This is a genomic window from Massilia sp. Masssp94, assembly GCF_059491305.1.
Genome location: NZ_CP168501.1, coordinates 7,047,024 through 7,062,084, shown reverse-complemented (window position 1 = coordinate 7,062,084; position 15,061 = coordinate 7,047,024). Strand labels below are relative to the sequence as shown.

The 15,061-nt window shown below is 65.7% G+C and carries 10 protein-coding genes; 4 read left to right on the top strand and 6 right to left on the bottom strand.

The window, feature by feature from the left end; translation table 11 throughout:
- Positions 1–79 precede the first annotated feature (79 nt).
- Positions 80–589: a hemerythrin domain-containing protein gene (locus ACEN9G_RS30990; protein ID WP_413341724.1), complete on the top strand. Its 510-nt coding sequence runs from the start codon at positions 80–82 to the stop codon at positions 587–589.
- Positions 590–598: 9 nt separating this feature from the next.
- On the opposite strand, the gene ACEN9G_RS30985 is transcribed toward ACEN9G_RS30990, so the two are convergent.
- Positions 599–2,254: a response regulator gene (locus ACEN9G_RS30985; protein ID WP_483127505.1), complete on the bottom strand. Its 1,656-nt coding sequence runs from the start codon at positions 2,252–2,254 to the stop codon at positions 599–601.
- 226 nt (positions 2,255–2,480) lie between these two features.
- Here ACEN9G_RS30985 and ACEN9G_RS30980 point away from each other — a divergent pair, with 226 nt between their 5' ends.
- Positions 2,481–2,927: a hypothetical protein gene (locus tag ACEN9G_RS30980; protein ID WP_413343345.1), complete on the top strand. Its 447-nt coding sequence runs from the start codon at positions 2,481–2,483 to the stop codon at positions 2,925–2,927.
- A gap of 41 nt (positions 2,928–2,968) precedes the next feature.
- Here the strand turns inward: ACEN9G_RS30980 and ACEN9G_RS30975 are convergent, their stop codons facing one another.
- The 5 genes from ACEN9G_RS30975 to ACEN9G_RS30955 form a co-directional block, all read right to left on the bottom strand.
- A complete protein-coding gene (locus tag ACEN9G_RS30975; protein WP_413343347.1) occupies positions 2,969–5,287 on the bottom strand; it encodes a TonB-dependent receptor in 2,319 nt (772 codons plus the stop codon).
- A gap of 305 nt (positions 5,288–5,592) precedes the next feature.
- A complete protein-coding gene (locus ACEN9G_RS30970; RefSeq protein WP_413343349.1) occupies positions 5,593–6,519 on the bottom strand; it encodes a hypothetical protein in 927 nt (308 codons plus the stop codon).
- A 132-nt stretch (positions 6,520–6,651) separates the two neighbouring features.
- The gene (locus ACEN9G_RS30965) at positions 6,652–7,674 is read right to left on the bottom strand and encodes a GGDEF domain-containing response regulator (protein ID WP_371765039.1); all 1,023 of its coding nucleotides are present in this window, start codon (positions 7,672–7,674) and stop codon (positions 6,652–6,654) included.
- A 158-nt stretch (positions 7,675–7,832) separates the two neighbouring features.
- Positions 7,833–10,877 carry a hybrid sensor histidine kinase/response regulator gene (locus ACEN9G_RS30960; protein ID WP_483127504.1) on the bottom strand — a complete coding sequence of 1,015 codons (3,045 nt, stop codon included), beginning with the start codon at positions 10,875–10,877 and terminating at the stop codon, positions 7,833–7,835.
- 233 nt (positions 10,878–11,110) lie between these two features.
- On the bottom strand, positions 11,111–11,944 hold the full coding sequence (locus ACEN9G_RS30955) for a response regulator (RefSeq protein WP_413345438.1): 834 nt from the start codon (positions 11,942–11,944) through the stop codon (positions 11,111–11,113).
- 607 nt (positions 11,945–12,551) lie between these two features.
- On the opposite strand from ACEN9G_RS30955, the gene ACEN9G_RS30950 reads away from it, so the two are divergent.
- The gene (locus ACEN9G_RS30950; RefSeq protein ID WP_483127503.1) at positions 12,552–13,136 is read left to right on the top strand and encodes a TOL_0243 family YfiR-like periplasmic protein; all 585 of its coding nucleotides are present in this window, start codon (positions 12,552–12,554) and stop codon (positions 13,134–13,136) included.
- On the top strand, positions 13,136–15,025 hold the full coding sequence (locus tag ACEN9G_RS30945) for a sensor histidine kinase, YfiR-like protein-associated (protein ID WP_371765043.1): 1,890 nt from the start codon (positions 13,136–13,138) through the stop codon (positions 15,023–15,025). Before ACEN9G_RS30950 ends, ACEN9G_RS30945 begins: the two co-directional genes overlap by 1 nt.
- The last annotated feature ends 36 nt before the right edge of the window (positions 15,026–15,061 follow it).

The window sequence follows — 15,061 nt, the reverse complement described above, 5'->3', positions numbered from 1 at the left end:
CCGTACAGTCCGATGTTGCAGATCCGGTCATTCTAAGGGCTCTGGCCAAGCGCCGATAACCCCCACTGAAGGAGTCAACATGAGCACGAGAACCCAATCCGGCGCACGCGCCGGCACCCAATCGAACGCCATGGCCGCAGGCCAGGACGCCATCGCCCTCCTGACGGCCGACCACCGCGAAGTGTCCGAGATGTTCGAACAGTTCGAGCAGCTGGGCGACCGCGCCACCACCAGCAAGGAAAAGCTGAAGGACAAGATCTGCAAGGCGCTGATCGCCCACACGACCATCGAAGAGGAAATCTTCTATCCGGCCGTGCGCGCGGCCAACGTCGAGGAGGGCGAGGACATGGTCGACGAGGCGATCGTCGAGCACGCCGCGGCGAAAGACCTGATCAAGCAGCTGCAGGAAATGCAGCCGGACGACGACCTGTATGACGCGAAAGTGAAAGTGCTCAGCGAACAGATCGAGCACCACGTCAAGGAAGAAGAGAAAGAGATGTTCCCGAAGGCGAAGAAGGCCGGCCTCGACCTGCTCGCGCTGGGCCAGGAAATGGCATTGCGCAAGCAGGAACTGATGTCGACGTTGTAATCCTGTCGGTCAGCCGGCGGCCGCCGGCTGGATTTGCGGCCGGCCCGCGTCGTCCGGAGCGGGCGCCGCGGCGGCCAGCTGTTCGAGCAGGGCATTCAGATCCACGGGCTTCACGAGGTGCAGGTCGAAACCCGCCTCCATGACGCGGCGCTGGTCTTCTTCGAGACCGTAACCCGTCACCGCGATCAGCCGGATTGCACGCGCCGCCGGGTCCTGGCGCAAGCGACGCGCCACTTCGTAGCCATCGATGCCGGGCAGGCCGATATCGACGAGGGCCACGTCCGGCGTTTCCGAGCACGCCACCCGCACGCCTTCGAGGCCGTCGCCTGCCTGCAACACCGGGTAGCCGAACGACGCGAGCATCGTCGCCATCATCTCGCGGCCGTCGTCGTTGTCTTCGATCAGCAGGACTTTCGGCTTGCCGGCTTCCTGCGGCCGGGCGCGCGCGGGCGCGTCGGCGGCCAGCGCCGCGTCGGTGCGCGGCAGGCGGATCTCGAACGTGCTGCCGTTGCTGTTGCCGGGGCTGCTGGCGCTGACGGTGCCGCCATGCAGTTCGACGAGGCGGCGCACGAGCGACAGGCCGATCCCGAGGCCGCCCTGCGAGCGGTCGATCGAGATTGCGCCCTGCACGAACACGTCGAACACGTGCGGCAGCAGGTCCGGCGCGATGCCGACGCCGGAATCGCTCACGCGTAGCACGACGTCTTCGCCGATCGGCACCACCGTGATCTCGATGCGGCCGCCGGCCGGCGTGTATTTCAGCGCGTTGTCGATGAGGTTCGTCGCGATTTGTTCCAGCCGCGTCGCGTCGCCGTCGACCCAGGCCGGCGCCAGTTGCGCGTCGATGTCGTAGCCGGTCGTGCGGCCCGTCGCGCGGAACGTGTCGAGGCAGCTGGAGACGAGCGTGGCCATGTCCAGGCGCTTGCGCGACAGCAGGATCTTGCCCGACATGGCGCGCGACAAATCCAATAAATCGTCGACGATGCGCGACAAATGCTGGCTTTGGCGCTGGATGATCAGGCGCGCCCGCGCGATCGAATCGCCGCTGACGCCCGGCATGCCGAGCAGCGAGCCGGCGCTGCTGATGGCGGACAGCGGATTGCGCAGCTCATGGCCCAGCATCGCGAGGAATTCGTCCTTGGCGCTGCTCTTGCGTTCGGCCGCGCGCCGCTCTTCCATCTCGCGCACGAGACGTTTATTGGTCGCGGTCAGCTCGGTCGTGCGCTGGGACAGTTTTTCGGCCTGGCGCTTCAGCTGCTCGTTCTTCGTCGCGAGCGCCACGAACACCTGCACCTTGGCGCGCAGGACCTGCGGGATCACGGGGGTGAACAGGAAATCGGCGGCGCCGCGCTGATAGGCCTTCAGGCGGTCGATCTCGTCGGCGAGGAAGGCCGTGACGAAGATGATCGGGATGTCGGCGGAGCGGGGACGCAGGTGGATCGCCTCGGCCGTTTCGAATCCGTCCATGCCGGGCATGTTCACGTCGAGCAGGATCACCGCGAAATCGTGACGGAGTACCTGGCGCAGCGCATCCTGGCCGGAGCGCGCGGACAGGACCTCGTAATTGCTTTCGTCGGCCCATTGCTCCAGCAGGCTCGTCAGTGCAAGCAGGCTGGCAGCGTCGTCGTTGACGACGAGAATCTTCGGTTTTTCGGTGTGGGACACGGCGTTTGAACAGGCTCGGAAACTGTATTCACAAGCTCGGCAGGATAGCAGAGCATGCCGTTTTGCAAAATATATTGATAAAAACTGTTGCAATTCGTCATGGTAGCACGGGCGCGTCCTTACCCGAAAATCAATCGTGCGCGGCCATCGTTCGGTGCCGCACATACCGTGTCAAGGCCGTATGCGATAGTGCGAACGTGTCAGGGGCCCACTTGAAAGGACAGACATGAATATTCAAATCATCGTAAACGACACCCATCACGACAAATGTTTCCGCGAACTGGTGAACCAGCCCGTGACGGCGCTGCGCGACGTCACCCAGCAGCAGGCGGATGCGTTGCGTGATGCGTTCGGTATCAATACCATCGCCGACCTGGCAGACCTGAAGGTCGTGAAATGGGCGCGCGCGATCCGCACGATGGCCAGCGCCGAAGCCGAGCCGCGCGAAGCCATGGCCAAGGAAACGCTGCTCGACGACGCCGTGGAAATGACGTTCCCGGCCAGCGACCCGGTCTCGGTGGCATCCAGCATCACCCGTATCGAGGTGGCGCCGGAAAAGGTGGATGCGAGCTCGGACCACCAGAACGCGGCCGCCATCGAGGCGCATAACGAGCAGGCGGTCGGTTGCCGGGCGCTGGGCCCGGGCGGGGAAAAGACGGCCGGCGCGGCCTAACTCGTTGCGGGTGTGCGCCCGGCCGGCGCACACCCGTGCGATCAGAAGTTCACGCGGAACTGCGCGCCGTAGTTGCGCGGTTCGTTGACGATACCCGTGAGGTTGTCGAAGTCGATCGCCGCCACGACCTGGATGCGGTTGGTGATGTTGCGGGCGAATGCGGCAAGCTCGTATTTGCCGTTGTCCCACTTGTAGCCGACCCGCAGGCCGCCTTCCAGCAGGGCCTTCGCCTTGTACTCCTTCGCTTCGTACAGGAACATGTTGTACTCGGTGCGGTACGACCAGTCCGTCAGCGCATAGAGTTCACCGTCGGCCAGCGGATGCGAATAACGCAACGTGAAGTTCGTCTGCCATTTCGGCGAACGGGGCAGCGGCAGCCCGTTCAGCTTCTGCGTGTACGGGAACGGGCCGGGGGCGCCGGTCGGGGTGCAGCCGTTCACGCCGCCCGTATTGGGCTGGTTGCCGCAGGTCTGCACGAACAGGTTCGGATCCTTGATCTCGGTGTCGTTGTAGCTCGCGCCGATGCTCGCGCGCCAGTCGTCCGCCAGGATCGCCTGGAAGTCCAGTTCCACACCCTGGCCCGTGACCTTCTCGGCGTTGATCAGCTGGTTCATGTTGATCGTGCCGCTGCCGGCCGTCAGCTGCTTGTCCTTCACGCGGTACTGGAACGCCGTTGCGGACAGGCGCGCACGGCGGTCGAGCAGGTCGGCCTTGATGCCCGCTTCATACGACAACGCCTTTTCCGCACCCGCGATCGACGGCTTGTCGCCGAGGCCGTTCAGGCGGCCCTGCATCGACGGTGCGCGGTAGCCGGTCGCCACGCGCGCGAACAGGTTCGTGTCCGCATCCAGCGCATAGGTCGCCGACGCATCCCAGCTCACGTTGTGCGAATCGCGGTGCAGCGGCAGCGGGCCGCTCGTCTGCGGCGGTTCGAAGCGCTGCGCGACGAAATCCTTGTTGTCGCTCGTGTAGCGCAGGCCGCCGCGCAGTTTCAGCTGCTCCGAGACCTTGTAGTTCAGCGTGCCGAACACGGCCCACGAACGGGCGTCCTGCGTCTGCGTCGCGTAGGCGTCGTTCTGCGGATTCCCCGGCGCCAGCGTGTTGAAGCTGATGGAATCGATGCGGATGTGTTCGTTGAAATAGAACACGCCGGCCATCCACTGCAGCGGATCCTTCGTGTTCGATTCGAGGCGGATTTCCTGCGTCGTCTGGTCGTGTTCCGGCAGCAGGTCGGCCGTCTCGACGGTGAACGGGATGAAGGCGTTCTGGCCACGATAGTTCGGTCCCATCGGCGGGGCGTACACCGCGCCAAACCCGCCGTCCACGTCGCCGCGGCTGTAGAAGTCCGCGTGCTCGTAACCCGTGATCGAGTGCAGGGTCATGCCGTCCAGGTCCCAGCGCAGGCGCAGGTTGGCGCCGCTGGTGCGCAAGGTCTGGCTGTTGCCGCCGTCGGTGGGGTAGCGGTCGTAGTCGAACCCGTCGACGAGGTCGTTCGTGCCCTTCTTGATGATGTTCGCGCGGAACAGGGTCGCATTGCCCTTCATGGCGCGGCCGTGGGCATTGAACAGCGCGGAGAAGTCGCGCGTTGGCTTGAACAGCAGCTGGATGCGCGCGGCGTTGTCGTCGTAGCCTTCGAAATCGCGGGTGTAGGCGTTGGGCCGCGGGTTGTGCACGCGGTCGTTGCGGTGCTGCGACTGCAGCGAGACGCGCAGCGCCAGCATGTCCGACAGCGGCACGTTGTACGCGCCTTCCGCATTGATCGTGCCGTAATTGCCGGCGCCGAGCACGGCATAGCCTTCCGTCTTGAACACCGGTTTCGCGGAATCGAACTTGATCACGCCGGCGGGCGAGTTGCGGCCGAACAGCGTCCCCTGCGGGCCGCGCAGCACTTCGACCTGGTCCACGTCGAACACGGGGAAGCCCTTCAGCATGGGGCTTTCCTGCACGATGTCGTCGACGACGAGGCCGACCGGCTGCGACGCGTTCAGGTCGAAGTCGGTATTGCCCTGGCCGCGGATGTAAAAGCGCGGGAACGAGCGGCCGTAGTCCGATTCGACGTTCAGCGAGGGCGAGCGGCCGGCCAGGAAGCGGATGTCGGCGCCGCCGGACGTCAGCACGTCCAGCTTCTCGCCCTTGATGGCGGTGACCGACATCGGGACTTCCTTGAGGTTCTCGGCGCGCCGCTGGGCGGTCACGATCACGGTTTCCAGGCGCTGGCCGGCGGGTTTGGCGGCGGTGGAGGTGCCTTGCGCGGCCACGGCCTGGTCCGGCTCGTCGGCCTGGGCAATCATGGGAAAGGCGCTCGTCACGGCGGCGGCGAGCAGCGTGCGGGCGAACAGTCGGGTGGGGCGTACGCTCATGGATATCTCTTCCTTGTCTTGATGCTTGTTTTTATTCTCTTTGTCATTTGGCAAAGATTGCTCATCCTAGCAGTAAAGACATTTGGAAAAGATGTCGATGTATATATTTTGAAAACGTATAAATTACTTAACTAAACGGTATTTGCCTGTGCCGACCCACTGTTGCATAGTGACGGGTTGGGGTTCACGATCGTATTTGCGGATTCCAGGGAGAGGGCGGCGCTGAAGGTCGGCGCCGGGCATCCTGTGGCGTGCCCGGCGTATGATTTAAGCAACGTTTCCCTTGTTGTTAATGGCCAACACCGCTAGTTCTGGAGGTCCGGCGGGATGTCGTAGCTGAACGTCCTGGTGTCGAACATCAGCTTCCAGGTTTGTGCTTCCACCGGCTGGTCGTCCAGCGTGCCGCCCGCCGTCACCGTGATCGGCACGGGGATATTGCCGTTGACGGTGGCCGTGCGATAGGTCCAGCGGCGCTTGTCGCAGCGGGCCGGCGGTATGCCCCCGTCGTCGCCATGCTCCGTGTTCGCGACCTGTGCCAGCCAGGCGTCGTACGCGGCCTTCGCGTCCTCGCAGGACCCCTCCGGTTTCGCATCGCGTGCGGCGAGGAATTCTCCCAGCACGGCGATCTGGCCGTCGTGCGGTGCCAGCACCGTATTCATGGTCGTGACGGCCTCGCTGTCCGGCTCGGCGTCCCAGCGCGTCTTGACGACCCAGCCCCACAGGTTTTCGCTGAGGGCTTCGAAGCGGACCTGTTCGGGCTTGACCGGGGCGTTGGACAGGAAGCGGATCTGCGTATTTTCCTGGGCCAGGCCGCCGTCCTTGCCGTCCGGGTGCACGTAGAACACGCCATACACCGCCTGGCCGTCGCCGTTCACGGCGGCCCCGCTGGCGACGAAGTACAGCTCGTCGCCGGCCGCCCCGTCGGGGATCTTCGCCTGCTGCACGACGCGCATCAGATACGTCACGTTGTCTTCGCCCACGAACAGCCACCCCTTTTTCGCGGCCGAGTATTTGCCGTAGGTCTGGCCCATCACGTCGTCGATGACGGCGGCTTCGTCGATCGTGACGCGTTTCTGCGCGTCCTTCGCATGCAGCCAGTAAGCCAGCGCGATCAGGGCCAGGGCGAGCGCGCCGACCGTGGCCAGCACATACAGTACGAGGCGGCCCCAGCGGCGGGGCGGCCGGGCAGGGTGGACGGGCGTGGCGGTGGCCGGTTCCTTCAGGTCTTCCATGAGATCCTCAAAAGTGAAAAATCGAAAATGCTAAATTGCAATTGTCAAATTTTACATTAGAGGTGGGCAATGTTGTAAAGAGAAAAACAAAACGCCCGCGCAAGGCGGGCGTCGAGATGGAGACGGCGACGGTCAGCGGTGTTGCGCCAGCTCCGGCGACGGCGCGACGGCCGGCGTGGCGGGCGGCGGCATGGTCGGCTTGACGGCCAGCGCGGCCTGGCGCGCGGCGCTGCCGTTGGCGCAATAGCGGTTCTTGCCGGCGCGTTTCGCTTCGTACAGCGCGTAGTCGGCGATGCTGATCAGGTCGACGACGTTTTCCGCGTCGTCCGGATACAGGCTGATGCCGATACTCGTCGACAACTGCAGGGTCAGGTCGTTGATGAAGAACGGTTCGGACAGCGCCTCGACGAGCTTGGCGGCCGGTCCCTGCGCATCGGCCAGGCTGTGCACGTCGGCCAGCAGGACGATGAATTCGTCGCCGCCCAGGCGCGCCACCGTGTCTTCCTTGCGCGAATTCGACAGCAGGCGCTGCGACACCATCTTGAGGATCTCGTCGCCGTAGGCGTGGCCGTATGTATCGTTGATCGCCTTGAAGCCGTCCAGGTCGAGGTACATCACCGCGGCCTTGTGGTGGTTGCGGTTGGCGTGCTGCAGGGCCGTTTCGATGCGGTCTTCCAGCAGGCGGCGGTTCGGCAGGCCGGTGAGGGCGTCGTGCAGCGCCAGTTCCTGCTGGGCGCGGCTGTACTGGGCCAGTTCCTTGTACAGCAGGCGCACTTCCAGCATGTTATGGATGCGCTTGTGCACTTCGAGCAGGTCGAACGGCTTGCTGATGAAATCGCGCGCGCCCGCTTCCAGCGCGGCGATCTTGAAGCTGGGCTGTGCCGTCAGGGCGAGCACGGGCAGGTAGCCGCCCTGTTCGATTTCCTTCAGGCCTTTCATGACCTGGAAACCGTTCAGGCCCGGCATTTGCAGGTCGAGCAGGATCAGGTCGTAGTTGTGTTCGCGATGCAGCGGGCACACCTGTTCCGGCAGCATCGTCGAACTGACGTCGGTGTAGCCTTCCTCGCGCAATATCTCTTCCATCAATTCGATATTGTCCGGGGAATCATCTACGACCAGGATCTTCGCGTTCAGGATGTCTTGTCGGCTGGGCATGCGTACTCTCGTCAAATCAAGGCCGGTATTATTTGTTCCTTAACTACTCATACCAGCTCTAGAACAACATTTCATAGTCTAGCAAAACGCCGAGAATTTCTTGTAGGACAGCGCCGCGTCCTTGGGTAGGAACATCTTTCGAATTACTCGAGTCCCTATTAGCGTACGCCATTTCTGCCCGCCGTGGATGCGGCAGCACGATTCACGAGCGGAGAGGAGGGGCCGACAACGGAAGCAACTGTTGCAATTAGTTCACTCGGTTCGACCGGTTTGGAGATATGCGCCGAAAATCCGGCCTCCAGCGCGCTCAGCCGGTCTTCCGAGCGGGCGAATGCCGTCAGGGCGATGGCCGGGACCTGGCTGCCTTCCTCGCGCCCCAGGTGGCGGACCCAGTCGAGCAGTTCGAAACCGTCCACTTCGGGCATGCCCAGGTCGCTGATCAGGAGGTTCGGCACGCGTTCCTTGAACAGGGCGAACGCATCGCGCGCGCTGGCGGCGATGCGGACGGACGCGCCGCAATCGCTCAGGATGCGCTTGATCAGTTCGCGCGCATCGCGGTCGTCGTCGACCACCAGCACGTTGACGCCGGACAGGTCGAGCACCGTCATCTCCGGCGTGGCGGGCGTCGGCAGGATCATCGCGGCGCGTGCGCTGCGCGTCGCCGGCGGCTGCTGCTTGGCGAGCGGTAATTCGATGGTGAAGCTGGCGCCCTTGCCCTCGCCGGCGCTCTCGGCGCGGACGGTGCCGCCGTGCTGCTCGATCAGGTGTTTCACGATCGCGAGGCCGAGGCCGAGGCCGCCGTGGCGGCGCGTCATCGATGCGTCCGCCTGGCGGAAGCGTTCGAATACGTGGGTGATGAATTCCGGCCGGATGCCTGCGCCGTTGTCGCGCACGGTGATGGCGACGCTCGCATCGTTGCGCGCGAGTTCGATGCTGACCTGGCCATCGCGCGGCGTGAACTTGATCGCGTTCGACAGCAGGTTCCACACGACCTGCTGCAGGCGCGCCGGATCGCCCGCGACGAGGCCCGGATCGGCCGCGTACTGCTTGTCGATACGGATGTTCTTCGCATCGGCCGCGGGGCGCACCGTCTCGATGGCCGCGTCGATGAAGCTCGCGGGCGCCACGGCCTGCATGTCGAGCAGGACCTTGCCGGACGTGATACGGCTCATGTCGAGCAGGTCTTCGATCAGTTGGGCCTGGGCGCGGGCGTTGCGCTCGATCGTCTGCAAGCCTTTCTGCAGGTCGTTCTGGTCGCGGCTGCCGCGCCGCAGCACCTGGGCCCAGCCGAGGATCGCCGACAGCGGCGTGCGCAGTTCGTGCGACAGCGTGGCCAGGAATTCGTCCTTCATCTGGCTCGTGCGTTCGGCCTCGGCGCGCGCCTGGCGCTCGCTTTCGAGCAGCACCTTGCGCTCCTCGGCGGCGCGCTGGGCGGCTTCGTACAGGCGCACGTTGTCGATGGCGACGGCGGCCTGGGCCGCGATACCGCGCACGATGCGTTCCGTGCGTTCGCTGAACACGTCCGGTTCCGGATGGCCGAAGAACATGGTGCCGAGCAACTCGCCGGAATGGCCGACGACGGGCACGGCGAGATAGCTGCGCACGGCCGGGTGACCCGCCGGCAGAGCGAACGGCGGTGCGTCACGCAGGCGTGCGTCGAGCGTGACGTCGGCGGAGCGGATCACGCCCGCCGGATGGTCCAGCAGGCCCGGGCCGAACAGGCCGGTGGGGCCAGACGCGCCGAACGCCTCGAATCCGACCGGACTGCCGCCGGACACGGTGTACAGGGTGAACAGGTTGTTCGCATCGGGCTCGATGCCGTCGTTGCGTCCGTGGTACAGGAACGCACCCTGGCGCGCGCCGGCGATGCCCGTGGCGGCGTCCGTGGCGACCTGCAGCAGCGAGCGCAGGTCGCGCGTGGAAGCGAGCGCGCTGCCGGTGCTGTTGAGCAGTTCGAGCACGTGCGATTCGTCCCGCAGCGCCTGCTCGGCCCGCTTGACCTCGTCGACGTCCGTGTCCGTGCCGAACCAGCGCAAGACCTTGCCGTGGCGGTCGCGGACGGGATTCACCCGCGTGAGGAACCAGCGGTACTGGCCGTCCGCGCCACGGATCGGGTATTCCATTTCGAACGGGTCGCCGCTCTTGATGCTGGCGCTCCAGCGCTCCAGCACGGCCGGCAGCACCGTCGGCTCGACGGCCGTCTGCCAGCCCCAGCCCACGACCTGGTCCGGCGTCGTGCCCGTGTATTCGAACCAGCGTTCGTTGAACCAGACGATGGCGCCGTCGGCCTGCGCCATCCAGGCCAGCTGCGGGATCGTGTTGGCCAGCGCGCGCAATACTTCCTCGCTCTGGCGCAGGGCGTCGGCGGCGCTGCGCCGGGCCGTGACGTCCTGCACGACGCCGGTCATGCCGAGCACGCCTTCGCGCCGCGCCTGGTCGGCGTAATCGGCGCGGCCCACGAGCGCCACCCAGCGCGGTTCGCCGCTCGGGCCCGGCAGGCGGCATTCCAGTTCGAGGTCGCTGTGGCCGGCGAAGGCTTGCAGCACGGCACGGCGCACGCTTTCGCGGTCGCCCGGGTCGATGCGGGCGCGCAGTTCGCTCCACGCGAGCGGCTGCTCGGCCGGCAGGCCGAAGATGGCGGCTGCCCGTTCGCCCAGCATCACGCGGTCGCTGGCGGCGTCCCAGCGCCAGTCGCCCAGGCGGCCCGCGGCCAGTGCCACCTGCAGGCGGCTGTTGCCTTGCTGCAGGGCCTGCTGGTCGGCCTTGCGCCGGTTGATGTCCTGGAAGTACAGCGTCAGGCCGTCCGGCGACGGATGGGCGCGCACCTCGAACCAGCGTTTCAGCGCCGGCCAGAAGAATTCCTGGATCGCCGTCTCGCGGCTGACCATCGCGCGCCGGTAGACGGTTTCGAGCATGCTGCCGCGCAGTTCCGGGAACGAGGCCCACAGGTCGTGGCCGACCAGGCTGGGCCGGGTCTTTTGCAGGGGCGCGAGCATCTCCAGCGCGCGCCCGTTGATGTACATGATGCGCCAGTGGTGGTCGACCGCGCAGAAGCCGTCGACCAGGCTCTCGAGCATGTTTTCCATGCGCGCGTTGGCCAGGCGCAGGGCTTCGCGCGCTTCCTGCAGTTCGCGCGCGGCCGCGGCCGCGGCAGCAGCGGGCTGCGCGGAGGGATGCCGCAGCTCGTCGCGCTCGTTGCTCACCGTACGCCTCCGCGCGAGACCATCGCGGACGGCGCCGGGTCGAGCATGTCCGTCAGCTCGGAGGGGCGGGGTGCACTGCCGGTGGGCTCGAAATCGATCATCGTGTTGGGCTCTGCGCGCGCGACGGTGGTGTCACGCAAAATGGACGGGCACGTCCGTCCACGGCGCGTAATGAGCCGTACACCGATTCTAGCCCAGCCCGGGCGCTTTGTTGCACACCTTTGGGCCATCGTTCAGGTGCGCACCGGCAGCGGATGCGCCACCTTGTCGAGCGCCTGCTGGAGCTGGTCCAGCTCATAGGGCTTCTGCAGTGACAGGTAGGGGAATTCCACGTGGCGCAGCAGGGTGTCGCCATAACCCGACGCAAAGATCACCCGCATCGACGGTGCCTGCGTCACGGCCTGGCGCGCCAGGTCGACGCCGGACATGCCGGGCAGGCTGACGTCCGTGAACAACACGTCGTATTGCCCGGCCGCAAGGCGCGCGAGCGCGTCGTTCGGATGACCGACGCCGTCCGCCTCGTGGCCGAAGGCGCGCAGCATCTCGCACACGAGGTATTGCGCGTCGACGTTGTCCTCGACGACGAGGATGCGCATGGGGCCGCTCGACTCGGCCGGCGCCTCCACGACGGGCGCGGCGGGCGCCAGCGCGCACAGCACGCCCGCGACGGCGTCGCCGTCCCCCCGCACGGGCGTGAAATACAGGTCGTAGCGGCCGCTGCCGCCTGCGCTGCCCGCGAACATGAGGTTGCGGTCCGGCGCGTACGCGGCCTCGCCGTTCCAGGCGCGCTGCAGTTCGTCGCCCGCCACCGCCAGCGGAGGCGGCATCACGGGCGGCACGCTGCCGCCGGGGACCCGTCCGTACGCCGGCCCGGCCAGCGCGCCGTAGGCGTCGTTGAACAGCACCGTCATGTCGCGTCCCCACACGAGCAGCAGGGGCAGCGGCGTGTTGAACATGACGTCGGCGGCCAGCCTCAGTGCCTGCGGCCATTGCTGCGGTTCGCCGAGCCGGGAAGCGGACCAGTCGTACGAACTGGAAGAGTGTGCGGACCTGCCGGGATGGAGCATAGCGCAGTAAATATTGTTATCTAAACGAAAAGAGGTTGCATAGTACCCCAAATTGTAAGCAGGGGGCGACACGACTGCGCGTCCTGCGCAGAGTCGGAAAAGACGGCAACCGGGTCGTAAAACAACAACATCGTGCACGATTGATATTGCACTACAGCATATGCGGCCCTGGGCGCGCGCCGGGGCAAAAAAAAAGCCCGCTACGGGAGCGGGCTGAATCTATCCTTGGAGGAGAATAGAGGAGACAGGTTCATAATGCTGCATCGCAAAAAAGAAATCCAATTTAGATTTCTAATGTCAGCCATTGCTTTTATAAATGACACAGCCGTGCACGCTTCAATCGGGTCACTCTTGGTGCACCAAAGAAAATGTTCTACGATAGCAAAATGTTTAAAGACGCCTTGCTGTCGTTTACGAATTTTCGAGTCGATCCATCCGTGTGGACGTTGCCGCAGTGCGCCGCGTTGGCATGGTCGACCATACCCGGCTATCATGAGCCGTCCATTTCCGGCCGTTCCGTAGGGCGCCGAAAGCCCGGGCGCTTCCTGCCACCGTTTCCAGTCCAGGGTTTGCCATCCGGCCGATGCATCGTCAACTGAAGCCATCCATGAATCGAGGCCTGCGCCGGTCCTTTGCCGGCTGGGCGCTGGCCTCGCTGGCCTTGCTGTGCGCAGGCGCCGGACTGGTGCCGCCCGCGCGCGCGCAGAGCGCCGTGCCCGGCGTGCCGCTGGAGCGGCGCGTGAAGGCGGCCTTCCTGTACAAATTTCTCGGCTATACCGATTTTCCCGCGAGCGCGTTCGCCGACGCCACGGCGCCGCTGACGATCGGCGTGATCGGCGCCAACGACCTCGCCGTCGAGCTGGCGCGCGTGGTGGCCGGACGTACTGTCAACAACCGCATGATCGAAGTGCGCGAGCTGCGCGAAAGCGATGCGGCGGCCCGCGTGCACCTGCTGTTCGTGGGCGGGAGCGATCCGCAGCGGGTCGCGCGCATCGTCCACCAGGCGACCGGGGCGATGCTCGTCGTGACCGAATGCGACAACGGCCTGCAGGTCGGCAGTGTGATCAATTTCCGCATCGTGGACGAACGGGTCCGCTTCGACGTCGCGCTGGATGCGGCGGAACGCAATGGCATCAAACTCAGTTCGCGCCTGCTGACGGTAGCGAACCGGGTGCAGAAAGGAGCGCAGTGATGGTGGTGCGCGACGGCGGCACGGTCCGCGGCAAACTGATTTTGATGGCGGTATCGACGACGTTCGTCGCGTTACTGGCGGCTTCCGTCGCCATGTTGCTGTTCGACCTGCGCGCGTTCCAGCGCTACTGGACGGACGACCTGATGACGCAGGCCGACATCATGGCGCGCGTGACGGCCCCGGCCCTCACGTTCAACGACGAGGAGACGGCGCGCCAGAACCTGGCCGTCCTGCGCGTGCGCCCGCAGATCCTCGCCGCCGCGATCTACACGAGCGACGGCACGCGCTTCGCCACGTACGCGGCGGCCCCGAACCAGGCGATCCCGGCGCGCCCGGCCCCGTCCGGCTACCGCATCGAGGGCGGCGAAGTGGCGGTGTTCCGCAACATCGTGGAAAACGGCGAGATGGTCGGCACGGTCTACCTGCGCTCGCGCTACGGCCTCGTCGACCGCCTGTTCAGCTATGGCGCCATCCTGGGCGCCGTGATGCTGGGTGCGCTGCTGATCGCGGGCCTCGTCGCGTCGCGCCTGCAGGCCGCCATCACGCGGCCGCTCGCGGCCGTGACGAACGTCGCGCGCCAGGTGATGCAGCGGCGCGACTTCACCCTGCGCGTGCCGGGGAACGATAGCGGCGAAATCGGCGTGCTTGTCGCCGCCTTCAACGACATGCTGGCCGAGATCGGCCGCCGCTCGCACGCGCTGCAGGAAGCGAACGCGACCCTCGAACACGAGATGCAGGTGCGCGAGCGCGCGGAGGAAGCGCTGCGCCTCGCGGACCGCCGCAAGGATGAATTCCTCGCCACGCTGGCGCACGAGCTGAGGAACCCGCTGGCACCGATCCGCACGGGCCTCGACATCCTGCGCCTGCGCAGCGGCGACGCGCAGGCGACCCAGCGCGCGACCGACATCATGGAGCGCCAGCTGCGCCAGATGGTGCGCCTCGTCGACGACCTGCTGGACGTCTCGCGCATCAACACGGGTAAATTCACCATCAAGAGCGGCCGCGTGGAACTGAAAGCGGTCGTCAACGATGCGCTGGAGGTGGTGCGGCCGTACATCGAACTGCATGGCCACGAGCTGACGATCGACCTGCCGGACCGCCCTGTATTCCTGAACGGCGACGCGACGCGTCTCGCGCAAATCCTTTCGAACCTGTTGAATAATGCCGCCAAATACACGAACCGCGGCGGCCGCGTGGGCCTGAGGGCGACGGTGGATGACCGCACGCTGACGCTGGTCGTGTCCGACACGGGCATCGGCATCGCGCCGGACATGCTGGACACCGTATTCGAGATGTTCGTGCAGGTCGATTCGACGCTGGAGCGTTCGGTGGCCGGCCTGGGCGTGGGGCTGTCGCTGGCGCGCAAGCTGGTCGAGCTGCACGGCGGCTCCATCGAGGCGCACAGCGCGGGCCTCGGCCACGGCAGCCAGTTCGTCGTGCGGCTGCCGATCGTCGTCGAGCCGGAACTGCCCGCGAAGCCGACGCCAATGTCGTTCATCAGCGCCGAAACGTACCGCATCCTGCTCGCCGACGACAATGTCGACTTCGTCAACAGCATCGGCGCGCTGCTGACGGCGATGGGGCACAGCGTCGTCATCACGCACAATGGCGCGGATGCGCTGGCCGCGGCCAAGCGCTTCTGTCCGGATTACGCCTTCCTCGACATCGGCCTGCCGCAGATGTCCGGCTATGACCTGGCGCGCGGCATCCGCGACCTGTCGTGCTGCACGATGACCGTCATGGTCGCCGTCACGGGCTGGGGCCAGGAAAAGGACCGCCAACTGGCGTTCGAGGCCGGCTTCGACCACCACATGGTCAAGCCCGTGCGCTTCGAGCAGATCGAGGAAATCCTGGGGAACCGCAGCGTCATCAAGAAGCTGCGCACATAAAAAAAGCGGAAGCGCGTGCGCTTCCGCCCGACTCAT